Origin of the sequence: Lentzea indica (assembly GCF_012184385.1) — a bacterium.
In the GTDB taxonomy this organism is placed as follows: domain Bacteria; phylum Actinomycetota; class Actinomycetes; order Mycobacteriales; family Pseudonocardiaceae; genus Lentzea; species Lentzea indica.
The window spans coordinates 1-22,194 of record NZ_VSRL01000147.1; the positions used below are offsets into that span (position 1 = coordinate 1).

25 protein-coding genes and 2 pseudogenes are annotated in these 22,194 nt (G+C 68.9%); 11 read left to right on the forward strand and 16 right to left on the reverse strand.

Features of this window, described 5'->3' with window-relative positions:
• From aroC to FXN61_RS31490, 4 genes are all read right to left on the reverse strand, one after another.
• The coding region (gene aroC / locus FXN61_RS31475) for a chorismate synthase (protein WP_167977620.1) at positions 1 to 667 on the reverse strand (667 nt) is incomplete at its 3' end.
• Between the two features lie 13 nt (positions 668 to 680).
• Positions 681 to 1,133 (reverse strand): prepilin peptidase, encoded by a 453-nt coding sequence (locus tag FXN61_RS31480; RefSeq protein WP_167977621.1) that lies wholly within the window; start codon positions 1,131 to 1,133, stop codon positions 681 to 683.
• A 335-nt stretch (positions 1,134 to 1,468) separates the two neighbouring features.
• Entirely contained in the window at positions 1,469 to 1,924 is a 456-nt protein-coding gene (locus FXN61_RS31485) for a PTS sugar transporter subunit IIA (RefSeq protein WP_167977622.1), read from the reverse strand.
• Positions 1,921 to 2,157: a PTS sugar transporter subunit IIB gene (locus FXN61_RS31490; RefSeq protein WP_167977623.1), complete on the reverse strand. Its 237-nt coding sequence runs from the start codon at positions 2,155 to 2,157 to the stop codon at positions 1,921 to 1,923. The genes FXN61_RS31485 and FXN61_RS31490 overlap by 4 nt, the downstream gene beginning before the upstream one ends.
• 110 nt (positions 2,158 to 2,267) lie before the next feature.
• On the opposite strand from FXN61_RS31490, the gene FXN61_RS31495 reads away from it, so the two are divergent.
• The 3 genes from FXN61_RS31495 to FXN61_RS31505 are packed head-to-tail and all read left to right on the forward strand — an operon-like array spanning position 2,268 to position 4,609.
• Positions 2,268 to 3,023 (forward strand): GntR family transcriptional regulator, encoded by a 756-nt coding sequence (locus tag FXN61_RS31495; RefSeq protein WP_167977624.1) that lies wholly within the window; start codon positions 2,268 to 2,270, stop codon positions 3,021 to 3,023.
• On the forward strand, positions 3,020 to 4,312 hold the full coding sequence (locus FXN61_RS31500) for a PTS transporter subunit EIIC (RefSeq protein WP_167977625.1): 1,293 nt from the start codon (positions 3,020 to 3,022) through the stop codon (positions 4,310 to 4,312). The genes FXN61_RS31495 and FXN61_RS31500 overlap by 4 nt, the downstream gene beginning before the upstream one ends.
• Positions 4,313 to 4,342: 30 nt before the next feature.
• Positions 4,343 to 4,609, forward strand: a complete 267-nt coding sequence (locus tag FXN61_RS31505) for an HPr family phosphocarrier protein (protein ID WP_167977641.1) — start codon at positions 4,343 to 4,345, stop codon at positions 4,607 to 4,609.
• A gap of 198 nt (positions 4,610 to 4,807) precedes the next feature.
• Here FXN61_RS31505 and FXN61_RS53030 read toward each other — a convergent pair.
• A pseudogene (locus FXN61_RS53030) lies at positions 4,808 to 5,299 on the reverse strand (phosphatase PAP2 family protein); the annotation flags it as partial.
• A gap of 102 nt (positions 5,300 to 5,401) precedes the next feature.
• On the opposite strand from FXN61_RS53030, the gene FXN61_RS31510 reads away from it, so the two are divergent.
• Genes FXN61_RS31510 through FXN61_RS31520 form a run of 3 tightly spaced genes read left to right on the forward strand, consistent with a single transcriptional unit; the run spans position 5,402 to position 7,805 of the window.
• Positions 5,402 to 6,076 carry a response regulator gene (locus FXN61_RS31510; RefSeq protein ID WP_167977626.1) on the forward strand — a complete coding sequence of 225 codons (675 nt, stop codon included), beginning with the start codon at positions 5,402 to 5,404 and terminating at the stop codon, positions 6,074 to 6,076.
• 32 nt (positions 6,077 to 6,108) lie between these two features.
• On the forward strand, positions 6,109 to 7,419 hold the full coding sequence (locus FXN61_RS31515) for a sensor histidine kinase (RefSeq protein ID WP_246292244.1): 1,311 nt from the start codon (positions 6,109 to 6,111) through the stop codon (positions 7,417 to 7,419).
• A complete protein-coding gene (locus FXN61_RS31520) occupies positions 7,416 to 7,805 on the forward strand; it encodes a hypothetical protein (protein ID WP_167977628.1) in 390 nt (129 codons plus the stop codon). The genes FXN61_RS31515 and FXN61_RS31520 overlap by 4 nt, the downstream gene beginning before the upstream one ends.
• Here the strand turns inward: FXN61_RS31520 and FXN61_RS31525 are convergent.
• The 8 genes from FXN61_RS31525 to FXN61_RS31560 all read right to left on the reverse strand — a co-directional run bounded on the left by FXN61_RS31525 (position 7,802) and on the right by FXN61_RS31560 (position 15,062).
• On the reverse strand, positions 7,802 to 8,311 hold the full coding sequence (locus FXN61_RS31525; RefSeq protein ID WP_167977629.1) for a DUF6985 domain-containing protein: 510 nt from the start codon (positions 8,309 to 8,311) through the stop codon (positions 7,802 to 7,804). The genes FXN61_RS31520 and FXN61_RS31525 overlap by 4 nt on opposite strands.
• Positions 8,312 to 8,587: 276 nt before the next feature.
• The gene (locus FXN61_RS31530; RefSeq protein WP_312878135.1) at positions 8,588 to 9,406 is read right to left on the reverse strand and encodes a shikimate dehydrogenase; all 819 of its coding nucleotides are present in this window, start codon (positions 9,404 to 9,406) and stop codon (positions 8,588 to 8,590) included.
• Positions 9,406 to 10,620: an endolytic transglycosylase MltG gene (mltG, locus tag FXN61_RS31535; protein WP_167977630.1), complete on the reverse strand. Its 1,215-nt coding sequence runs from the start codon at positions 10,618 to 10,620 to the stop codon at positions 9,406 to 9,408. The genes FXN61_RS31530 and mltG overlap by 1 nt, the downstream gene beginning before the upstream one ends.
• Positions 10,617 to 11,105 (reverse strand): Holliday junction resolvase RuvX, encoded by a 489-nt coding sequence (gene ruvX / locus FXN61_RS31540; protein ID WP_167977631.1) that lies wholly within the window; start codon positions 11,103 to 11,105, stop codon positions 10,617 to 10,619. Before ruvX ends, mltG begins: the two co-directional genes overlap by 4 nt.
• The gene (alaS, locus tag FXN61_RS31545) at positions 11,092 to 13,761 is read right to left on the reverse strand and encodes an alanine--tRNA ligase (protein WP_167977632.1); all 2,670 of its coding nucleotides are present in this window, start codon (positions 13,759 to 13,761) and stop codon (positions 11,092 to 11,094) included. The genes ruvX and alaS overlap by 14 nt, the downstream gene beginning before the upstream one ends.
• A gap of 54 nt (positions 13,762 to 13,815) precedes the next feature.
• Positions 13,816 to 14,085, reverse strand: a complete 270-nt coding sequence (locus FXN61_RS31550; protein WP_030471638.1) for a hypothetical protein — start codon at positions 14,083 to 14,085, stop codon at positions 13,816 to 13,818.
• Positions 14,082 to 14,474: a DUF948 domain-containing protein gene (locus FXN61_RS31555; RefSeq protein ID WP_167977633.1), complete on the reverse strand. Its 393-nt coding sequence runs from the start codon at positions 14,472 to 14,474 to the stop codon at positions 14,082 to 14,084. The genes FXN61_RS31550 and FXN61_RS31555 overlap by 4 nt, the downstream gene beginning before the upstream one ends.
• A 93-nt stretch (positions 14,475 to 14,567) precedes the next feature.
• Entirely contained in the window at positions 14,568 to 15,062 is a 495-nt protein-coding gene (locus FXN61_RS31560; protein WP_167977634.1) for a DinB family protein, read from the reverse strand.
• A gap of 162 nt (positions 15,063 to 15,224) precedes the next feature.
• Between FXN61_RS31560 and FXN61_RS31565 the strand changes: the two genes are divergently transcribed.
• The gene (locus tag FXN61_RS31565) at positions 15,225 to 15,803 is read left to right on the forward strand and encodes a GNAT family N-acetyltransferase (RefSeq protein ID WP_167977635.1); all 579 of its coding nucleotides are present in this window, start codon (positions 15,225 to 15,227) and stop codon (positions 15,801 to 15,803) included.
• Here FXN61_RS31565 and FXN61_RS31570 read toward each other — a convergent pair.
• A complete protein-coding gene (locus FXN61_RS31570; protein WP_312878137.1) occupies positions 15,800 to 16,435 on the reverse strand; it encodes a maleylpyruvate isomerase N-terminal domain-containing protein in 636 nt (211 codons plus the stop codon). The two genes, FXN61_RS31565 and FXN61_RS31570, sit on opposite strands and share 4 nt — an antisense overlap.
• A 69-nt stretch (positions 16,436 to 16,504) precedes the next feature.
• Positions 16,505 to 16,891 (reverse strand): RidA family protein, encoded by a 387-nt coding sequence (locus FXN61_RS31575; RefSeq protein WP_167977636.1) that lies wholly within the window; start codon positions 16,889 to 16,891, stop codon positions 16,505 to 16,507.
• Positions 16,892 to 16,931: 40 nt separating this feature from the next.
• On the opposite strand from FXN61_RS31575, the gene FXN61_RS31580 reads away from it, so the two are divergent.
• Positions 16,932 to 17,393 (forward strand): GNAT family N-acetyltransferase, encoded by a 462-nt coding sequence (locus FXN61_RS31580; protein ID WP_312878138.1) that lies wholly within the window; start codon positions 16,932 to 16,934, stop codon positions 17,391 to 17,393.
• On the opposite strand, the gene FXN61_RS31585 is transcribed toward FXN61_RS31580, so the two are convergent.
• Positions 17,380 to 18,729, reverse strand: coding sequence for a replication-associated recombination protein A (locus tag FXN61_RS31585; protein WP_167977637.1), 1,350 nt, complete (start codon positions 18,727 to 18,729; stop codon positions 17,380 to 17,382). The two genes, FXN61_RS31580 and FXN61_RS31585, sit on opposite strands and share 14 nt — an antisense overlap.
• Before the next feature lie 77 nt (positions 18,730 to 18,806).
• Between FXN61_RS31585 and FXN61_RS31590 the strand changes: the two genes are divergently transcribed.
• From FXN61_RS31590 to FXN61_RS31605, 3 genes and pseudogenes are all read left to right on the forward strand, one after another.
• Entirely contained in the window at positions 18,807 to 19,397 is a 591-nt protein-coding gene (locus FXN61_RS31590; protein WP_312878139.1) for a uridine kinase family protein, read from the forward strand.
• Positions 19,398 to 19,458: 61 nt separating this feature from the next.
• On the forward strand, positions 19,459 to 21,204 hold the full coding sequence (locus FXN61_RS53035; protein ID WP_312878140.1) for a chemotaxis protein CheB: 1,746 nt from the start codon (positions 19,459 to 19,461) through the stop codon (positions 21,202 to 21,204).
• Between the two features lie 10 nt (positions 21,205 to 21,214).
• A pseudogene (locus tag FXN61_RS31605) lies at positions 21,215 to 22,048 on the forward strand (CheR family methyltransferase); the annotation flags it as partial.
• Between the last annotated feature and the right edge of the window lie 146 nt (positions 22,049 to 22,194).

Here is a 22,194-nt window from a genome sequence, read left to right on the forward strand (position 1 = left end):
CGCCGCCGACGGTGTCACCGGCCTCCTTGACGGCCTCCACCTCGGCGACCATGGCCTCGGTGCCGCGCGGGTCGAAGCAGCGCACCGGCGACTCGTCGATCGCGGCCAGGTCGTCCGGCGTGGGCAGCGCGCTGTCCTCCGGCGTCTCGGCCTTGCCGATCGACACCACGTGACTGAGGATCCGCACGCCCAGCAGCTGCTGCAGGAACTGCCGCGCCACCGTGCCGAGCGCGGTCCTCGCCGCCGTCTCACGGGCGGACGCGCGCTCGAGAACGGGCCGTGCCTCGTCGAAGCCGAACTTCTGCATGCCGGGCAGGTCCGCGTGACCGGGCCGCGGGCGCGTCAGTGCCTCGTTGCGGCCGGTCGGCTTGAGCAGGCTCGGGTCGACGGGGTCCGGCGACATCACGGTCTGCCACTTGGGCCACTCGGAGTTGCCGATGGTGACCGCGACCGGCCCGCCCTGGGTCTTGCCGTGGCGCACGCCGCCGAGGATCTCGACCTCGTCCTGCTCGAACCCCATCCGGGGCGAGCGACCGAAACCGAGCCTGCGGCGCCCGAGCTGGGCGACGAGGTCCTCGGTGGTCACCTCGACACCGGCGGGCATGCCCTCCAGGACGGCGACGAGGGCGGGGCCGTGTGACTCTCCAGCGGTGATCCAGCGCAGCACGGTCGCAATCCTTTCACAGCGTGGTCAAAGACCAGGTGGCGGCCAGCAGCCCTGGCCCGTGCGGCACTCTGCGCGTTCTGGTGAGGGCCGCGAGCGCGAGCGTGACCGCACTGGACAGGATCGCCGCAGGTAGGAGCAACGGCAGCGTGAGCACCGCGCCGAGGCCCGCCGCCAGCTTCACGTCCCCGCCGCCCATCAGGTGCGGACGCCAGTGCCGGACGGCGAGATGAGCGCCACCGAAGATCACCGCACCGAGCACGGCGGCTCCCAGCCTGTGGAACTGCAGGAGCAGCAGCGTCACGCCCAGCGGCAGGGTCAGCGCGTCCGGTAACCGGTGGTGGCGCAGGTCGATCGCCGCGAGCACCACGCCGAACGCCGCCAGCACGTACGAGGAGGGCGGCGCGTCGAGGACGTCCGCGACCGTCCACAACGCACTCAGCACAGACGCGAGCAGGACCGTGGTCATGACACCACGGTCCTGCTCGGCACGTCTGGGACACAAATCGCGGCCCGTCGTGAACGGTCCATTCACACACGGCACCACGGTGCCTCAACCCCGGCTGGGAAAACGCCAGATCGCCAACCCGGCCCTCGCTGGTTCGGGCGTCTGCAAGTACCACCGACTCTTGATCGAATCGCCGTCAACCACACCCAACCTGTTCGACGTTCACCGAAGCGACCGTCGCGGCCAATCGGCCCGGAGGCCGTGTTGGCGGTAGAAAAGTGCCTGTTGATGTTCAGTTGGCGGTACTTGCAGATGCCGGTCAGCCAGCCGTCAGGGCGCCGAGGGGGAACGAAGGTTCAGCGAGACCAGTCGAACAGGACGTCGTTCGCCGCCACGTCCACGTCCACGGCGAGGTCGGCGAGCACCTCCGCGGAGGCGTCCAGCGCGATCACCGGGCAGATCGGGGAGAACCCCGCCGCCTCGACCTCGGCCGGGTCCCACGTGACGATCCGCTGACCGGCCCGCACCTCCTCGCCCTTCACGACATGCAGCTCGAAGCCCTCGCCCTTGCGCTTCACGGTGTCGATGCCGAGGTGGACCAGCACCGCGGCGCCGTCACCGGTGGCCACCACGAACGCGTGCGGGTGCAGCGTCACGACCGTGCCGTCGATCGGCGCGACGACGTCGGACTTGGACCGCACCGGTTCGACGGCCACGCCGGGGCCGACCATCGCCTGCGAGAAGACCGGGTCCGGCACGGCGGAGAGCGCGACCACCCGGCCGGCCGCGGGGCTGCCGACGCGGAGGCTCACAGGAGGTCCTCGATGTCCTGGGCGATGGTGTCCGCCTCGGGGCCGACGATGACCTGGACGACGCTGCCCGCCCGCACGACACCCATCGCCCCGGCGGCCTTCAGGCCTGCCTCGTTCACCAGCGAACCGTCGTTGAGCTCGCAGCGCAGGCGCGTGATGCACCCCTCGATCTCGATGATGTTGTCCGCGCCACCAAGCGCGGCGAGGATCTTCTCCGGCCTCTCGTCAGCCACGTTCGTACCTCTCGTTCCCGTAACAGCGGTTGACACCCGCTCAGTGTGCGGAGCATTCTCCCGCACCAACTGGTCTAGACCGGAAAGTACCACTGCGAGGAGGTGAGCGAATGCACGAGATCGTGGACGGGCCCAAGCCCAAGCACGCGCAGCTCCGCGAGATCCTGCGCCGCCTCGCCGAACAGGACCTCGCGCCCGGCTCGCCGATTCCGTCGGAGCGAGACCTCGCGGAGCGGTACGGAGTCTCCCGCATCACCGTGCGGGCCGCAGTCGGCCAACTGGTCGCCGAAGGCCTGCTCACGCGGGCCAAGGGGCGAGGGACGTTCACCGCGAAGCGGCGCTACGACCTGCAGCTCTACCTGGACTCGTTCACCTCGGCCATGCAGGCCCGCGGGCTCGAGCCCAGCACCGAGGTGATCAGCTGCGGCCAGGCGGCACCCGGCTCGAAGGCCTCACTGGGGCTGGACGCCGGCGAGTACGCGTACCGCGTCGTGCGGCTGCGCAAGGCCGACGGCGCACCGTTGGCGCTCGAAGCCGGCTGGTACAGCCCGCACGTGCTCCCCGAGCTCGACAGGTGCGACCTCACGGGGTCGATCTACGAGATCATCGCCACCCGTTACGGGGTGCAGCTCGACCACGCGCGGCAGACCGTGTGGGCCGAGACCGCCGACGCGGAGACCGCCAAGGCGCTCGACGTTCGCAAGGGCAGCCCGCTGCTCGTGTTCAGAAGGGTCGCCAGCTCTCAGGGGCGGCCTTGTGAAGACGTGACTTCCTGGTACCGGGGCGATCTCTACCAGGTGACCATGCAACTGGACCGGACCGTCCCGGGATCCGGACCGAACTCCGCCAAGGGAGGTACCCGATGAGCACCAACGCCGCACAGGCAGGCGGTCGTGAGATCAAGGGCCTCGCCACGTTGCAACGCTTCGGTCGCAGCCTGATGCTGCCGATCGCCGTGCTGCCCGCGGCAGGTCTTCTGCTCCGCTTTGGTCAACCCGACATGCTGGGCAAGGACGGTCTCGGCTGGAACGAAGTCGCGGCGGTGATCGGTGCGGCGGGCGATGCGTTGTTCAGCAACCTCGCCCTGCTGTTCGCGGTCGGCATCGCGGTCGGGTTCGCCCGGCGCGGTGACGGTTCCACCGCGCTCGCCGGCGTCGTCGGTTATGTCGTGCTGACGAGCGTCTTCAAGGCGATGTCGCCGTTCGTGCTCGACCAGCCGACGGACCCGGCCGCGAAGCCCGTACTGATCAACTACGGGGTGCTCGGCGGTATCGTCGTCGGTATCACCACGGCACTGTTGTGGCAGAGGTACCACCGCATCAAGCTGCCCCCGTACCTGGCCTTCTTCGGCGGCCGCAGGTTCGTGCCGATCATCGTCGCCGGCGTCATGGTGATCTTCGGCGTCCTGCTCGGCCTCGTGTACCCGTGGTTCAACGCGGGCCTCACCGCCGTCGGCGAGTGGGTCACCGGCAGCACGATCATCGGTGCCTTCATCTACGGCACCGTGAACCGCCTGCTGATCCCGCTCGGCCTGCACCACATCATCAACAACGTCGTGTGGTTCCAGTTCGGCGAGTTCAACGAGAAGACCGGTGACATCCCGCGCTTCCTCGCGGGCGACCCGTCCGCGGGCACGTTCCAGACCGGCTTCTTCCCGATCTTCATGTTCGCGCTGCCCGCCGCCGCGCTGGCGATCGTGCACACCGCACGGCCGAACCAGCGCAAGATCATCGGCGGCATCATGGGCTCCGCCGCGCTCACCGCGTTCATCACCGGTGTGACGGAGCCGCTGGAGTTCGCGTTCATGTTCGTGGCGTGGCCGCTGTACGTGATCCACGCGGTCCTGACCGGTACATCGCTGGCGATCTCGAACGCGCTGGGCGCCCACGACGGCTTCTCGTTCTCGGCCGGCGTGATCGACTTCATCCTGAACTGGAACATCGCCACGAAGCCGTGGCTGCTCATCGTTCTGGGCGTCGTCTACGGTGCGATCTACTACTTCCTGTTCCGCTGGGTCATCACCAAGTGGAACCTGAAGACCCCGGGTCGCGAGGACGACGAGTCGCCGGAGGCCGACGAGAGCGTGGCAGGCAGCGGGCGGGACGAGACCGGCACCACGCGCACCGACGTCCGCGAGCCGAAGACCGACAAGTAAGCGACACCAGCTCTACCGGGAGGAACCATCATGGCCGAGCGACGGGTCACCGTGGCCAGCAAGGTCGGACTGCACGCCCGGCCTGCCGCATTGCTGGCGAAGGCCGCCGCCGACCAGCCGGTGACGGTCACCATCCGCAAGGACGACGGCGAAGCCGTTGAAGCGGCGAGTGTTCTGGGACTCATGACCCTCGGCGCCATGCACGGTGACGAGGTGGTGCTCAGTGCCGACGGGGACGGAGCGGATGCTGCTCTGGACGCCATCGCCGAGATGATCGCCACCGATCACGACGAGTGAGTCGGGCTCGGGCTGTGAGCGGTTTCCGGTCATCCGGAGGCCGCTCACGGCCCATCCGAAGTGCAGAACGACACCCGCGGTCACGACGCCGGCCAAGGTCGACGGCGTGGCCTGCGGGTACGTCACCATCAGCCACACGCCACCGACGGCGAGCGCGGGCGGCACGATCAGCCCCGCGGTCCACTTGCGCAGCACCAGGAACGCGAGCGTCGAGACCAGCAGCGCCGCGCCGAGCGTGTCGCTGAACCGGTGCCAGCCCAGCGACACCGTGTCCGCCGCGACCGCCCCCGCGCCGAGTGCCCCCGGAATCGCCACGAACAGCGCGAACCGCTTGGGCACCGCCATCGTCACCGCGATCACCGCCGCCACCGCGGCCGTCGTGTGTCCGCTCGGGAAGCTGTTGTGCACCAGCACTGCGTCATCATCCAACGGTGGACGCACCAGCACGTAGAGCTTCAGGACCTGCGCGAGCAGCACCGAACCGCCAAGGACGAGCAACGGCGGAAACGACTTCTTCCGCGCGAACAGCACGACGAGAACCGCGGCGACGAGGATCGCCATGTCCACGTTGGACGTCCACGAGCGTTGGAGTGAGAGCTCGGGCAACGCGGCGTTCTCCGCCTTCTGCCCGAACGACGTCCACACCAGCGCGAAGTACGTGAAGAGGAATCCAAGCAAGCTTCCGGCCATGCGATCGAGACTCCGCGCGCCGGTCTACGGGAACGTCCACGCCATGTCATGGTTCCGCTACAGAACCGGCGAGGGTGTCGTCCCCCACCGATAATGGATCTCGTGGCGATGGTCTTGCTGGTCGAGGACGACCCCGCGGTGCGTGAAGGGCTCGGATTGGCGCTGCGCCGCCAGGGGCACGACGTCCGGGCAGCGGGAACAGGTGAGGAAGGCGTCGACAGGCTGCGCGAGTCCCGTCCCGACATCGTCGTCCTGGACATCATGCTGCCCGGCATCGACGGTTTCGAGACGTGCCGCCGCATGCGCATGCAGGCCGAGGTGCCGATCATCATGCTCACCGCGCGCGGCGACGACTTCGACGTGGTCGCGGGCCTGGAGGCGGGCGCGGACGACTACGTGGTGAAACCCGTCGAACCCCGTGTCCTGGAGGCCCGCATCCGCGCCGTCCTGCGGCGGACCGTCTCCGAACCTTCCGCCGTGGAACGCCACGGCTCGCTGGTGATCGACCGCGCCGGGCTGCAAGTGCTGAAGAACGACGCGAAGGTCGCGTTGACCCCCACGGAGCTGAAGCTGCTGCTAGAGCTCTCCCGCACCCCCGGCCGCGTGCTGACCCGCCAGCAGATCCTCGAAGCCGTCTGGGAACACGACTACCTCGGCGACTCCCGCCTGGTCGACGCCTGCGTCCAGCGCCTGCGCGCCAAGATCGAGGACGTGCCCTCCGAACCCGGCTACGTCCACACGGTCCGCGGCTTCGGCTACCGCTTCGGCCCGCGATGAGGTCGTTGTTCCGCGGCCTGAAACCCAGGCTGATGGCCGCTTTCCTGCTCCTGACCCTGCTGGGCGCGGTGGCGGCGGCCGGCGCCTCCTACGCGACCGCCCGCAACCTGCTGCTGGAGGACGCCCAGGACGGCTTCATGAACCCGCTGGTCGAGGACGTCCGCAACTACGCACCCCGCCTGACCGTCCCGCCGGCGCAACAGGACCTCGACGACTTCGGTTCTTATCTGCGCGGCTCCGCGACTGTGGTGTTCCAAGGGCTTCGTTCCCGCAACGGACCCGATCTCTCGGTGGTCCCGGCGGAGATGCGGGAGACGGCGAAGTCGAGCAGGACGGTCATCTGGCAGCGCCGCACCGACCTCGCCGAGCCGTACGTGGTCATCGGCATCCCGTTGCTCCGCACCGACGGCACCGCGACCGGCGTCGAGGTGTGGGCGATGACGTCCCTGGGCGCCACGCAAACCGCCATCGACAGCTTCTCGACCGCGGCCTGGGTCGGCGTGAGCCTGGTCCTGCCGCTGGCCCTCGGCCTGGCGCTCTTCACCGCCAGAGGTGTCCTGCGGCCTGTGCGCCGCCTGGGGGCTGCGGCTCGTGCTCTGGGTTCCGGACGGCTGGACACGCGTGTCGACGAACGCGGCTCCGACGAGCTTTCCGACCTGGCCCGCACGTTCAACCGCGCCGCCGAGCAACTGGAGGCCTCGCAGGCAGCCTCCCGGCGCTTCGTGGCCGACGTGTCCCACGAACTGCGCACGCCTCTCACCGCGATGAACGCCGTGACAGCCGTGCTGGACGAGGACGCCGACTCGCTGCCGGAGGACACAGCGGTGGCCGCCCGCCTGGTCTCGGCCGAGACGCGCAAGCTCACCCGCCTGGTCAACGACCTGATGGAGATCTCCCGCTTCGACGAGGGCCGCAACCTCCTGGAACTCGACGAGTGGGACATCAGCACCGCCGTCCGCGACACCCTCGCCGCTCGCGGCTGGACCTCGTCGGTGGAGGCGTCGTTGCCGGAAGGCGTTGTAGGACGGGTGGATCGGCGTCGCCTGGACGTGATCGTGGCCAACCTCGTCGGCAACGCTCTCAAGCACGGCGGCGCCGGGGTCGGGGTGACGGTGCGGCCCGGCGTCATCGAGGTGTCCGACAGCGGACCTGGGATCCCAACGGATGCCCTCCCCCACATCTTCGACCGCTTCTACAAGGCAGACACGGCCCGCTCCCGTTCCGAGGGCAGCGGGCTGGGATTGGCGATCGCATGGGAGAACGCACGCCTGCACGGCGGCACCATCGAAGCGGCCAACGCGCCCTCGGGCGGCGCGGTCTTCACCTTGCGCTTGCCCTGGTGACCCTCGCTTCCTGCGGCGTGCGTCCAACGCCCGTGCTGACCGGCGCCGAGGCTCCGATGGTGTCGTCGCACGAGCTGACCGTCTATCTGCTCACGGCTTCGCGCAATGAACTGGTGCGGCGAACCCGGTCGTACTCCGGGACCGTTGACACCGCTACGTCCATCAACCTGCTGGTCGCCGGGCTGACGGAGGAGGAGAAGAAGCTCGGGCTGGTCACCGAGGTGCCCGCCACGTCCTCGCGGGTCTTCGCCGTGTCCAACCTGATCGTGCTGCCCGAGGACATGGGGCCGCTGTCCAAGTGGGCGCAGTATCAGCTGTACTGCACGGCGATCGTGAGCCGGGCGAAGGTGGAAGGGGTGCCGGCTTCTGGCATCGAGTGCCCTTAGCGGGCGTAGATGACGTCGCGCGCGTATGCCGACGCATTGGTGAGATGGCCGTCGTACGGGCCGACCTTCGTCACCCGCGCACCATCGCGGAACACGAGCTGCAACCCGTGCTCCGGTTCCCACGCGCACTCGCACTCAACGGAGACGTAGACCGGCTCGCCCTCACCGTCCCGCTGCACGCTCACCTCGTGCCGGTCGAACAAGACGTGGTCCCAGACCTCACCGGCGGCCGCGATGCGAGGGAAGTCCTCCTGGTCCTCTCCACCATCCTCGGCGATGTCCCGGTAGTACTCGAAGACCGCCGGTCCCGCCTGTTCCAGCACCGCGCTGTCCAGCGCGAGGAAAGTGCGGATGGCCGCATGGAAGTCTTCCTTCGCCGGATCGTCCGCGTAACCGTCCACGGTGAACGGGAGGGATGCGTTGCCGAACACCGGCACGGGGACCGGCGCGCTGACAAGGCTGCCGTACTCGTCTTCGACCACAGGCCCGAGCCCAGGAATCTCCACCCGGTCATCCTAGGAAGCCCCTCGGCCACGAGGGAAAGGCGGGACGCACCAGCGGCCGTGGCGTGAGCCGGCCAGCGTCCGCGCCCAAGCGGAGCCCCCGGCGGACACACCCGTGCGTCCCGCCCACCGGTACCCCTCGAGGAAAGGACGCCGGCATGCGATGACCCCGGAGCGGGTGGCAATCATCCGGAGTCAAACGAGTCATGTGCAGGCAACCACACGACCCGCGCACGCAGGTATTCCGCGGCCTCGGATCTGGCCGAAAGTTACGAATCCCTAGGAACGCGACGCCAGTTCGGCGGCCAGGGCCTCACGCATCACGTCCTGCGGCGCCGGCTTCCCGGTGAACTGCTCCACCTGTCCGAAAGCCTGATGCAGCAACATGTCCAGCCCGGTCGCCAACCGGGTCCCCGCCTGCGCCACGGCCGTGGCGACCGGGGTGGGCCACGGGTGGTAGATCACGTCCAGCACATAGGGCGCCCGAGCCAGGGCCGATGCCAACGGGACCGTGGCCTCGGCCGGCACCGTGGACACGAGCACGTCCGACGCGGCGGCCAGCGAGCCGAGGTCCACGGAGGACAGTGCCAGGACCTCGACCGCAACGCCGACCCGCGAAGCCGTGGACACCGCCTCGGAAGTACGCGAAGGATCGCGCACCACAAGGGAGACCGAGGTAACACCCATGGCGGCGAACCCGGCGAGGACTGCGGTGGCCGTACCGCCCGCACCGATCACGACCCCGCGCGAACCGCCGGAGAAACCCTTCTCCCGCAACGCTCCCACGACACCGTCCACGTCGGTGCAGTCGGCGTGCCACTCAGATCCGTTGCGCACCAACGTGTTCGCCGCCCCCACGGCCGAAGCGCGTGAGGTCACCGACGACGCGACGGCCAGCGCCGCGCGCTTCGTCGGCATCGTGCACGACAGGCCCACCCACTCCGGACCCAGTGACGCCACCAGTGACGCCACCTGGTCCTCGGTGCACTCGAGTCGCGTGTACTCCCAGTCCAGACCCAGCGCGGCGTAAGCGGCGTTGTGCAGCACGGGAGACAGGGAGTGCTTGATCGGCGAACCGATCACCGCCGCCTTGCGCACTAGTAGACGCCCTCCCGCTGGGCCTTCTGGTCGATCGCCTGGTGCTCCTCGTACGTCTTCGAGAAGCAGGACGTGCCGTCCTTCTGGCACTTCACGAAGTACATGATGTCGCCGCCCTCCGGCTTCAGCGCGGCGGCGATGGCCTGCTGCGACGGCGAGCCGATCGGGGTCGGCGTCAGGCCCTGGGTCAGGTAGGTGTTGTACGGGCCCTGCCTGTTGCGGTCCGCGTCCGACGTGCGGATGTGGGGCTGGTTGTTCTTGTAGTTGATGGTCGAGTCGAACTGCAGGGCCATGGGCTCCTTCAGGCGGTTGTAGATCACCTGGGAGACCTTGCCGAAGTCCTTCTCGATGGCTTCCTTCTCGATCAGCGAGGCGATGACCAGGACCTCGTAGGGACGGAAGCCGGTGTTCATGGTGCCGCCGGGGATGCCGGCGCCCTGCAGCTTCTGCGTGGAGGACACGACGACGCCGCGGATCAGCTCCACCGCGCTCACGCCCGGCTTGACCTGGTACACGCCGCGCATGATCAGGCCTTCGAGGCGGTACTGCGGTTCGGCCTTCTTCACGTCGGCCAGCGCCCAGTCGGGGACGCCCAGCGCGACCGGGTCCGTCTGCTCGGCTGCGGCCTTGATCTCGTCGCCGGTGAGGCACGTCTTCTGGCCGTCCTTCTCCGTGCAGCTCGCGTCGGCGAGCTGGGAGTAGATGCCCTTGACGAGTTTGTCGCCGACCTTGATGTCGGTGAGCTTGATACCGCCGACGATCTGGACGGCCGGCACGCGGGTCTTCGGGTCGACCATGCGGGCCACGGCCTGCTGGCCCGACATCTTCGTCTTCATCAGGTAGAAGCCGGGCTGGATCGACGTCACGCGGGCGTCGTTCTTGCTGGCCTCGATGAAGGCGCGGCCGGAGGCGACGACGCCGTTGTCGTACAGGGTCGACGCGATCTTGCTGGCCGGGTCGCCGTCCTGGACCTCGACGATGGTGTCGGCCTCGCCGCTACCCGTGTAGTCGTCGTAGGAGCCGATGCCGCGCAGCTCGCGGTAGCCGTAGTAGGCACCGCCCATGCCCACGGCGAGGACCATCGCGACGACGAGCCACAGGATCGTCTTCTTGCGCTTCTTCGCCTTCTTGCGGGCGCTGTTGTCGCGCTCGCGCCTGAGCGGACGTCGTTCTTCCACTTCAGGGTCGGTGAACAACCCGAGATCGTCGCTCACACCTCGTCCTTTCGGGCGGCCACAGAGCGTGCCCGTGCGTCCAGCCAAGACTGCAGGATCTCGACAGCGGCAGCCTGGTCGACCACAGCACGCTGCTTCTTGCCCTTCACACCGCGCTGTGCCAGCACCCGGCTCACCACGACCGTCGTCAGTCGTTCGTCGCTGAGCCGCACCGGCACGGGGGCGATGCGGTCGGCCAGGGCCGCAGCGTACGCGGTGGCCGCTTCCGCTGCGGGGCCGTGCCGACCGGCCAGTGTTTTGGGCAGACCGACCACGACTTCGACCACGTCATGCTCGGCCACGAGACGTACGAGCTCGGTGAGGTCCGAGCCGCCCTTCTCGTCACGCTGCAGGGTAACCAGCGGAGTCGCCAGAAACGCCGATGGATCGCTGAGAGAAATTCCCACACGAACCGATCCGACGTCGACGCCGAGCCTCCGTCCGAGGCCCGGATCGCCGACACCAGCTGAATCAGCGCTGTTCAAGCACCTTGTCCAGTTCGGTCGTCAGGGCCGTGATGGCCTCGGGGACACCGGCAGGGTTCGTGCCGCCACCCTGGGCAAGGTCCGGCTTGCCGCCACCGCGGGCGGCGATGGCCGGGCCGAACACCGGGACGAGCTTGCCGGCGGCCAGGCCGAGGTCACGGGCGGCGGCCGTGGTGGCGACCACGAAGCTGACCTTGTCGCCGTCGACCGAGAACAGGGCCACCACACCGGGCTTGGTGCCCAGGCGGTTGCGGACCTCGCCGCCGAGGGTGCGCAGGTCGTTGCCGGACACGCCCTCCAGGCCGAGGGCCACCAGCGACAGTCCGCGCACGTCCAGAGCCTTGTCGGCCAGGGACCCGGCGTTGCCGAGCAGCTGGGCGGCGCGGACCTTCTCCAGCTCCTTCTCGGCGGACTTCAGGCGCTCGACCAGCGACTCGATCCGCTCGGGCAGGCCCTCTGAGCCGACCTTGAGCATGTCGGAGAGGTTCTGCACGATGGCGCGTTCCTTGGCCAGGAACCGCATGGCCTCGATGCCGACGTAGGCCTCAAGGCGGCGCACGCCGGAGCCGACCGAGGACTCACCCAGCAGGGTGATCGGGCCGATCTGCGACGAGTGCTCGACGTGCGTGCCACCGCACAGCTCACGCGACCACGGGCCACCGATCTCGATGACGCGGACGGTCTCGTCGTAGGTCTCGCCGAACAGGGCGACGGCACCGATGTCCTGGGCACCGGCCATGTCGGTGTAGACGATGCTGACCGGCAGATCCTTGCGCACGGCGAGGTTCGAGACCTCTTCGATCTCGCTCTTGGCCTCGGCGGACAGGCCACCGGTCCAGGCGAAGTCGAGACGCAGGTAGCCGGGCTTGTTGTACGAACCGCTCTGCAGGGCCGACGGGCCGAGCACCTGACGCAGGGCGGCGTGCACGACGTGCGTGCCCGAGTGGCCCTGACGGGCACCGACGCGCCACTCCGGGTCGACGCGGGCCTCGACGTGCTCGCCCTCGCTGATCTCGCCGCCCACGACGCGCACCTGGTGCACCCACAGCTTGCGGGCGACCTTCTGCACGTCGAGCACCTCGAGCTCGGCGCTGCCCGTCACGATCGTGCCGGCGTCGGACTCCTGGCCACCGGACTCGGCGTAGAGCGGCGTGCGGTCGAGGACGACCTCGACGATGTCGCCTTCCTTGGCCGACTTGATCCGCTGACCGTTCAGCACGATGCCGCGCAGCGTGGCCTCGGAGGCCAGCTCGGAGTAGCCGGTGAACTCGGTCGGGCCCTGGTTCAGCAGCTCCCGGTACACCGACTGGTCGCCGTGGCCGGTCTTCTTGCCGGCGGCGTCGGCCTTGGCGCGGGCGCGCTGCTCGGCCATCAGCTTGCGGAAGCCGTCCTCGTCGACGCTCAGGCCGGCCTCGGAGGCCATCTCCAGCGTGAGGTCGATCGGGAAGCCGTACGTGTCGTGCAGCTGGAAGGCCTTGTCACCGGGCAGCGTGGCGCGGCCGTCGGACTTCACCTCGGCGGCGGCGTTCTCGAAGATCCGCGAACCGGCGTCGAGGGTGCGCAGGAACGTGTCCTCCTCGGCCTTGAGCACCTGCTGGATGCGGGCGAAACCGCTGACCAGCTCGGGGTAGGCCTGGCCCATCGAGTCGCGCACGACCTCGGCGTACTGCTGCAGCACCGGCTCGTTCACGCCCAGCAGGCGCGACGAGCGGATGATGCGGCGCAGCAGGCGGCGCAGCACGTAACCACGAGCCTCGTTGCCCGGAGTGACACCATCGCCGACCAGCAGCACACCGCTGCGGGCGTGGTCGGCGATGACTCGGAACCGGACGTCGTCCACCTCGCTGTCGCCGTACTTGCGGCCGGACAGCTCCTCGGCCTTGTTGATGACGGCGCGGACCAGGTCGGTCTCGTAGACGTTGTCGACGCCCTGCAGCAGGTAGGCGACGCGCTCGACGCCCATGCCGGTGTCGATGTTCTTCGACGGCAGCTCACCGAGGATCGGGTAGTCCTTCTTGGCACCACCCTCGCCGCGGACGTTCTGCATGAAGACGAGGTTCCAGATCTCCAGGTACCTGTCCTCGTCGACTACCGGGCCGCCCTCCTTGCCGTACTCGGGGCCGCGGTCGTAGTAGATCTCCGAGCACGGGCCGCACGGGCCGGGGACGCCCATCGACCAGAAGTTGTCCTCGACGCCGCGGCGCTGGATGCGCTCCAGCGGCATGCCGGCGACCTTCTGCCACAGCTCGATGGCCACGTCGTCGTCCAGGTAGACGGTGACCCAGATGCGCTCGGGGTCGAAGCCGTAGCCACCCTCGTCCTGGGACTTGGTGATCAGCTCCCAGGCCAGCCGGATGGCGTCTTCCTTGAAGTAGTCGCCGAGCGAGAAGTTGCCGGCCATCTGGAAGAACGTCAGGTGGCGCGTGGTCTTGCCGACCTCGTCGATGTCCGGCGTGCGCACGCACTTCTGGATGCTCGTCATGCGCGGGGCGGGCGGCGGGGCCTCACCGAGGAAGTACGGCTTGAACGGCACCATGCCGGCGTTGACGAACAGCAGGTTCGGGTCGTCGAGCAGCAGCGAGGCGCTGGGGATGTACTTGTGCCCGGCGTTCTCGAAATGCTCGCGGAAGCGCTTGATGATCTCGTGGGTCTGCACGGGAATGTCCTTGCTGTGAAAAGAGTTGTCGGGGCGCGCGAACGAGGCGAACGACTAGTGCTTGCCGTTCGCCCTGGGCGCTCGACGCCCCGGCGTGAAGCCCGTTTGACGTTCCACGGTCTCCTGCAACTCCTGTTCCCGTTCGGCCATGCCCGCGCGCACCTCGGCCCCGAAGGAACCGATGGCGCCGGCGAGCTCACGCAGGCCTTCACCCACGTTAGCGCCGATACCGGCAGGAGTCGCCTGCTTAGTCACCTCGGCGGCCTTCTTGGCGACGAAGAGCCCGGCCGCGGCACCCAGGCCGAACCAGAACAGGCGGCTCACCTCGCACCCCGCTTCGAGCGACGCTTGGCGTGCTTGTTCGGCTGCTCGGCGGCCTTGCGGCGGGCCTTGACGGCCTTGCTCACGCCGTAGGACAGCGCGGCGGCCTTGACCAGAGGCCCGCCGAGCGTCGCGGTGAAGAGGCTCGTGAGCGCGGAGACGTTGCCCGTGACGGCGCGCGCGTTCGCCGTGATGCCGTCGACGCGCTCGAGCTGCGTGTTCACGTGCGTCAGCGTCGTGTTGGCCTCGGTGAACAACGGGTCCGTGTTCTCGTGCGCCTTGCGCATCGCGATCGTGGCCTCGTCGAAGAAGCGCGCGGCCTTGAACGCCGGAATCGCCAGCAGCAGCACGAGCAGCACGAAGGCACCGGCGGCGAGCCACCCTGGCGACACAGATCCTCCTGGTGAACCGGTGTTCTGGCTTGGTTGCGAGTGAGATTACCGGGTGGGTCCGACACTCAAATGGGCGGCACCTTCAGTTGATCTTCAACGGCCTGTCGTGCCGTCGATCTGCTCCCTGATGATGTCCGCGTGGCCCGCGTGCCTGGCGGTCTCGGTGGTCATGTGGGCGAGGATCCAGCGCAGCGACTTGCGGGTTCCGTCGATCGGAATCGCCATGAGCGCGTCGGGATCGCCCGCTGCTTCGATGACCTTGTCGCTGTCCAGGATCGCCGCGCGGTACTCCCCGATCACCTCGGCCGCGAACCGGCCGGCGGGCACGGTCATGCCCAGCTCGGCCTCCTCGGCCCACTCGGCGCCGGCGAAGTAGTGGCCGAACCATTCGCGCTCGGCTTCCGCGAGGTGCTGGATCAACCCCAGGATCGACGTGCCGCTGGGGACCGTCGACCCGCGGAGCTGGTTGTCGGTCAGCCCCTGCGCCTTCTTCAGGACGCAGTGGCGCTGGAACTTGAGGAACGCGTGCGCGACGGCGAGCTCGCCCGTGTCGACGCGCGGCACCGGCTCACGCTGACTCTCTGACATGGCGTGAACGTACGGGGTCAGCCCCGTCGGCCCAAATGATACGAAGCACTCATTGACTAGCGTGGTCACTGCCTGTGAAATACCCGTCACACAGGGCTTGACACCGGAAGCCCTGCGCCATTGAAGTAAGGCAACCCTAAGTTGACTCGTGCAGGAGGCCTCGTGAAGCCGGTGTCGCACCTGGACTCCTACCGCAAGCACGCCACGGCAGGCGCCCCGCCGGTCCCGGAGCTCACGGACCCGTGGGAGGCCCGCGTCGCCCGCCCCGACGGCTACGACCTGCACCTCATCCACCGCTGGAACCAGGCACCGCACGTGGCGGCGTTCTGGCGGCAGGCGTGGACGTTGCCGCGCTGGGAAGAGCAGCTGCGGGCGCAGCTGAACGGCGACGACGCCCGGCCGTTGCTGATCAGCTGGCACGGGCGCCCGGTGATCTACGCCGAGGTCTACCGCGCGGCACGCAGCGCCGTCGCTGGCTGCTACCAGGCGCGGCCGCACGACCTCGGCCTGAACCTGGCGGTCGGTGAGCTGGCGATGACCGACCGCGGGCTGGTGCGCTCCCTGCTCCCCCGGCTCACCGACGCGCTGTTCGAGGCCGACCCGCATTGCACGCGGATCGTGATGGAACCGGACGTGCGCAACACGCGCGCCATCAAGTCGTTCCAGGCCGGCGGGTTCATGGCCGCGGACGAGATCATGCTGCCGAACAAGGTCGCCCTGCTGATGGCGCGTCCTCGTTAGAACGCGGTGATGTCCTGCGGTGCGCGTTCCTTGCGGCTGAACGCGCGCACCACGTCGATTGCCTTGTGCCGGTTGAGCGACATGCGGGTCAGCAGGTCGATGACCGTCTCGTTGACGTGGCGCGGGAACTCCGGCGTGTCCACGCCAACGCTCACCGCGAGGTCGTCGGAGTGCACGACGAACTCCATCAGCCTGCTGATCAGGTACTCGTCCAGCGGCACCGCCCACGGGCCCCAGTGCGGCATCCGTACGGGCCGGTTCTCCGCGGCCGGCAACGTCTTCCCGAGGTCTTCCAGCGTCTGCTCGACCTGGGCGCAGAACGCTTCGTGCCCCTCCGTGACGAGCTTCTCGCCGCCCGCGCGGATGCGGCTGTGGAACTCGGAGTCGACGTCCAGCTCGGTCCAGTTCGCCCGCGCGTAGTGCTCCATCAACGAGACGACCGGCTCGTCACCGACGGGCGAAGAGATCATCGACGGCAGCGGCAGCGCCTGGTAGCCGATGTGTCCGACGAGACCCCTGACGCCGAACTCGGGCAGGGCGCTGGGCTGGTCCCAGTTCTTCGCGACCTGGTCGTGGCGCATGAGGTCGAGCGCGATGCGGGCGGTGGTCAGGAAGTCTTCTCTGATCGTCACCTCGCAAAACTTACTCGTTCGTCTCGATATCGGTTGCGAATAAACGCTTTCAGCGCCTGGTGCATGGTGTCACCCGGCGGCTGTCACCTCGATCTCGACCAGCCAGTCGCTGACCAGAGTCGTGGCGATGACCGCTGTGGTCGGCACAGGCCTGCCGCCTAGTGCTGACACGCGTGCGGCAGCGTTGGCCTCGGCGTACGACTCGTCGCGCAGATAGCTGGTCAGGCGCACGATGTTGGCGACGGTCATGCCCGCGGAGGCGAGGATCGTGCGGATGTTGGACCAGATGAGGTCGAGCTGCTCGGCCAGGCCGGCGCCGGGCTTTCCCGCCGGGTCGAGGCCCATGGTGCCCGCGATGAACAACAGGCGGCCGGCGTCACGGACCTCCATGGCGTGCACGTAGTCGTCGGTCGCGGGGTAGATGCCGTCAGTGGGGTTGTGCGGCACGAGTTCCATGTGGCGATCATGCGACATGACCTCAAACGAAATACCGGTCGTGCGCAACGCTGTGCCCGGCGACATCGCGGCGATCTGCCGGTTCGGCGAGCAGCACGTGGCCCCGCACTACGCACCGCTGATAGGCCAGGAAGCCGCCGACGAGCAGGTACGCCGGTTCTGGAACGACACGCAGATCACCAGGGCCGTGACCAGAGGGCTGGTGGTCGTCGCGGAGGCCGAGGGACGGCTCGTGGGCGTCGGGCAACGCGGACGCCGCGTACCGGACCGCGACTCCGACCACGTGGTCTACAAGCTCTACGTCCATCCCGGCCTGCGCGGCCACGGGATCGGCCCGCGCCTGATCAACGCGCTGACCGAGCACATGGACGCGGACAAGGTCTACATCGAGCACTTCGTCCAGAACGAACGCGCGGGTGCGTTCTACGAGCGCGAAGGCTTCAAGGTCGAACGGATCGAGCAGGGCATCGTGTGGCGCTCGCGCCCAATCAATCGCCCCTGATCACCCGGCGCAACCGGGGCAGCCTCTCGGCGACGGCACGTTCGGCGCCACGCCCGGTCGGCTCGTAGTAGTCGCGCCCCACCAGGTCGTCCGGCGCGTACTGCTGCGTGAGCACACCCTCCGGCACGTCGTGCGGGTACCGATATCCCTGCGCGTTGCCGAGCTTCGCCGCACCCGCGTAGTGCCCGTCCCGCAGATGTGCGGGCACAGCACCGACAGCGCCCTTGCGCACGTCCCCGATGGCCGCGTTGATCGCGGTGGTCACTGCGTTCGACTTCGGCGCGGTGGCCAGGTGAATCGTGGCCTGCGCGAGGTTCAGCGTGCATTCCGGCAACCCGATGAGCTGCACGGCCTGGGCAGCGGCCACACACGTCTGCAAGGCGGTCGGATCGGCCATCCCCACGTCCTCGCTGGCGTGGATCACCAGCCGCCGCGCGATGAACCGGGGGTCCTCCCCCGCCTCGATCATCCGCGCCAGGTAGTGCAGTGCCGCGTCCACGTCCGAGCCGCGGATCGACTTGATGAACGCCGACGTCACGTCGTAGTGCTGGTCCCCGTCGCGGTCGTACCGGACGGCCGCCTTGTCCACGGTGGACTCCAGCAGCTCCAGCGTGATCACGCCGCTGTTGGACGCCGACGCCGAGTCCGCCGCCGCCTCCAGCGCGGTCAGCGAACGCCGCGCGTCACCACCGGCCAGCCGGATCAGGTGGTCCTCGGCCTCAGGCTCCAGAACCACGGAACCGCCCAGGCCCCGCTCGTCGGACAGAGCACGGCGGATCACCGTGCGCACACCGTCGTCGGTCAGGGACTTCAGCTGCAGCACCAGCGAACGGGAGAGCAGCGGCGACACGACCGAGAAGAACGGGTTCTCCGTGGTGGCCGCGACGAGCAGCACGATCCGGTCCTCGACGGCACCCAGCAAAGCGTCCTGCTGCGTCTTGGAGAACCGGTGCACCTCGTCGATGAACAACACGGTCGACTCACCCGACCGCACCAGACGCCGCCGGGCCTCGTCGATGACTGCCCGCACCTCCTTGACGCCCGCGGACAGCGCGGACAACGCCACGAACCGGCGCCCCGTCGCCTTGGAGACCAGGGTCGCGAGAGTCGTCTTACCGGTGCCGGGAGGGCCGTAGAGCATCACGGACGCCGGGGTGGCGCCCTCGACCAGGCGGCGCAGCGGCGCGCCCGGTCCGAGCAGGTGGTCCTGGCCGACGACCTCGTCCAGCGTGGCCGGACGCATCCGCACGGCCAGCGGGGCGTTGGCCGCGATGCGCTCGGCCTTCTCCTCGTCGGTCGCGCCGAAGAGGCCCTCGTCGAACAGACCTTCGCTCATGCGTTCGAGCCTAGCGCCTGCTTCACGGGTCCATGTTCGCGATGGCCGGCGTGCGTCATGTGCGAAGATTGCGTTCCGTGCCCATCCCCCGCGCCGTGCTGCTCGCCGGACCTTCCGGCTCAGGAAAGTCGACACTCGCCGCCCACCTCGGCTGGCCGGTGCTGCGCCTGGACGACTTCTACCGCGACGGCGACGACCCGCTGCTCCCCCGCGACGAGCACGGCCGCGCCGACTGGGACGCGGAAGACTCCTGGAACGCCGACAAGGCACTGCAGGCGGTCATCGAGCTCTCGACCACCGGCAAGACCGAGGCACCGGTGTACTCGATCAGCGAGGACCGCGCGGTCGGCACTCAGACGATCGAGCTGGGCGACGCCCCCGCGTTCATCGCGGAAGGCCTGTTCGCCGACCTGCTGGTGGCGGGCGCCAGGGAGGCCGGCGTGCTCAGGGACGCCATCGTGCTCGCGCCGAGCGCTCCGGTGACGTTCGCTCGCCGGTTTGCCAGGGACGTGGCCGAGGCGCGCAAACCGGTTCCGGTGCTGCTGCGCCGCGGTCTCCGGCTGATGCGCGAGCAACCACAGGTGGTACGCCGCTGCGTGGACGCGGGCATGCGCAGGACGACGCCCGCCCGCGCCAGGGCCGACCTCGCGGAGGCCGCGCGGGTCTGAGACGTGTGAGACCCTGGCCCGAACGGGTATACCTGCCGACAACGCGTCGGTGAGGAGACAGGTGCGAAGAGACCTGGTCGTGGTCGGCGCTTCCGCCGGAGGCGTCGAAGCTCTGCGAGCCCTGGTCTCCACCTTCCCCGCGAAACTTCCCTTGTGCGTGGTCGTGGTCCTGCACATGCCGTCGGGCGGCTCCTCCGCTCTTCCCTCGATCCTCAACAGGAGCGGGCCGCTGCCCGCGTTCGCCGCCGAGGACGGCGCGCCGCTGCGGCCGGGCCGGATCCACGTCGCCCCGCCGGACCACCACGTGGTGGTGCACGACGGCGTGCTGCGGCTGTCGAGAGGGCCGACGGAGAACGGCTACCGGCCCGCTGTCAACGTGCTCTTCCGCTCCGCCGCGATCGCGCGCGGACCCGCCGTGATCGGGCTGATCCTGTCCGGAGCGCTCGACGACGGCACCGCGGGCATGGCCGCGATCAAGAACCGCGGCGGTCTCGCGGTGGTGCAGTCCCCTGACGATGCGGTGTATCCAGGGATGCCGGAAAGCGTGCTGCGGCAGGTCGACGTCGACCACGTCGCCCCGGTCGCCGAGCTGGGCGCGCTGCTCGCGGGCCTCGCGGGCGAGCAGGTGGATGTCGCGGAGATGCCGCCGGCGTCCGACGCTCTGCGCGTGGAGGTGGACGTGTTCCTCGACGACGCCGGCGCCGGTTTCCGGCGACACTCCCCCGTTGGGCACCGCGACCAACCTCACGTGCCCCGAATGCCACGGCTCGCTCGTGGAGATGCCGGCCGGCAGCACGCGGTACCGCTGCCTGGTCGGCCACGCGTGGACCCCGGACGCGTTGCTCGACGCCTACGGCGGTGGCCTGGAGAGCGCCATGTGGACCGCGCTGCGCACGCTGGACGAAAAAGCCGCACTCTCCCGGCACATGGCGGCCCGGTCGCACGACGTCGGCCGCGTGCTCATGGCCGATCGGTACGCCAACCAGGAGGAAGAGGCACTGGTGGCGGCGGACGTGCTCCGCAAGTACCTCCTCCGCCGCGGTATGCGCGAGGAGACAGGCGCATGACCGAGATGCTGATCGAGACAACCGACTTCGCAGGCCTCGTGGTGGCGACACCGGCGGGACGCCTGGACCTCGCCTCGTACCCGTCGTTGCGGGACGGCCTGCTCAAGCACGCTGCGAACGAACCCCTCGGGCTGGTGGTGCGGCTCGGACCGGACTTCGAGGTCGCGAGCACCGCCATGTACGCGGTGTTCTCCACGGTGTGGATGAAGATCTCGCCGTGGCCGGACATCCCGTTGGTGCTGCTCGCGGAGAGCGAGACGCACCGCCACGAGCTGGATCAGAGCGGCGTGTCGAGGTTCGTGCCCACCTGCACCGATCTGGCCGCCGCGATCCAGGTGTCGCAGGGTCCGCCGCCTCGGCGGTTCCGCCGCGTGGGGTTGCCCAACTCGCCGACCGCGCCACTGCTGGCCCGTTCGGCGGTGCGGGAGGCCTGCGCGCTGTGGCACCTGCCCGGCCTGGCCGACGACGCCGTGCTGGTGGTCAGCGAGCTGGTCGAGAACGCCGTCCGGCACGCGCACTCGAAGTCGTCGCTGCGGATCGAGCTGCGCCGCGACGGGCTGTCCCTCGCCGTCCGAGACGACGCGCCGGAACCGGCGACGCTGGTGCCCGCCCTGCCGCTGGTACCGGGTCATCGGGGCATGGAGCTCATCGACAAGATCTGCGCAGCCTGGGGCAGCACCCCGTCCACCGATGGCGGCAAGATCGTGTGGGCCGTGCTGAGCGTCAGGGGAGGCGAGTAACTTTTCCCCGGTGAGCGACGGCCAGACGACAGCTGAACACGGTTTCGAGGACGTGCTCGGCTACCTCAAGGAGTCGCGCGGTTTCGACTTCACCGGTTACAAGCGCACGAGCCTCATGCGGCGCGTGCGTCACCGGATGAACCAGATCGGCATCGACGACTACGGCGACTACATCGACCAGCTCCAGGTCAACGCCGACGAGTTCAGCGCGCTGTTCAACACCATCCTGATCAACGTCACCGCCTTCTTCCGCGACCCGGAGGCGTGGGCGTACCTGCAGGAGGAGGTCATCCCCGCGCTGCTCGCCGAGCGCGGGCCGGACGACCCGGTCAGGGTGTGGAGCGCGGGCTGCGCGTCCGGCGAGGAGGCCTACAGCCTCGCGATCGCGCTCACCGAGGCGATGGGCATCGAGCGGTTCCGTCAGCAGGTGAAGATCTACGCCACCGACGTCGACGAAGAGGCGCTCACGCACGCCCGGCAGGCGACCTACACCGACCGCGACCTCCAGGCGCTGCCGCCCGATCTCGTCTCCCGGTACTTCGAGCAGCACAACGACAGGTACGTCTTCCGCAAGGACCTGCGCCGCTCGGTGATCTTCGGCCGCAACGACCTGGTGCAGGACGCGCCGATCTCCCGGATCGACCTGCTGACCTGCCGCAACACGCTGATGTACTTCAACCAGGAGACGCAGGCGAGGATCCTCGGCCGGTTCCACTTCGCGCTGGCCCCGAACGGCGTGCTGTTCCTGGGCAAGGCCGAGATGCTGCTCAGCCACAGCCGCATCTTCGACCCGATCGACCTGAAGCGGCGCATCTTCCGCAAGACGGCGAGTGGAACGGTCGCGCCAACCACCCCACCCGCCCTCGCGGTGGTGCACGATCGCAGGGTGGACCTAGACGAGTAAGTCCTAAGTCCGGGCGGTGGCTGCAGACGGACGAAGGGTGTTCAAGATCAGTTTGTGACGACCGACCTGAACACCCTTCTCACCGC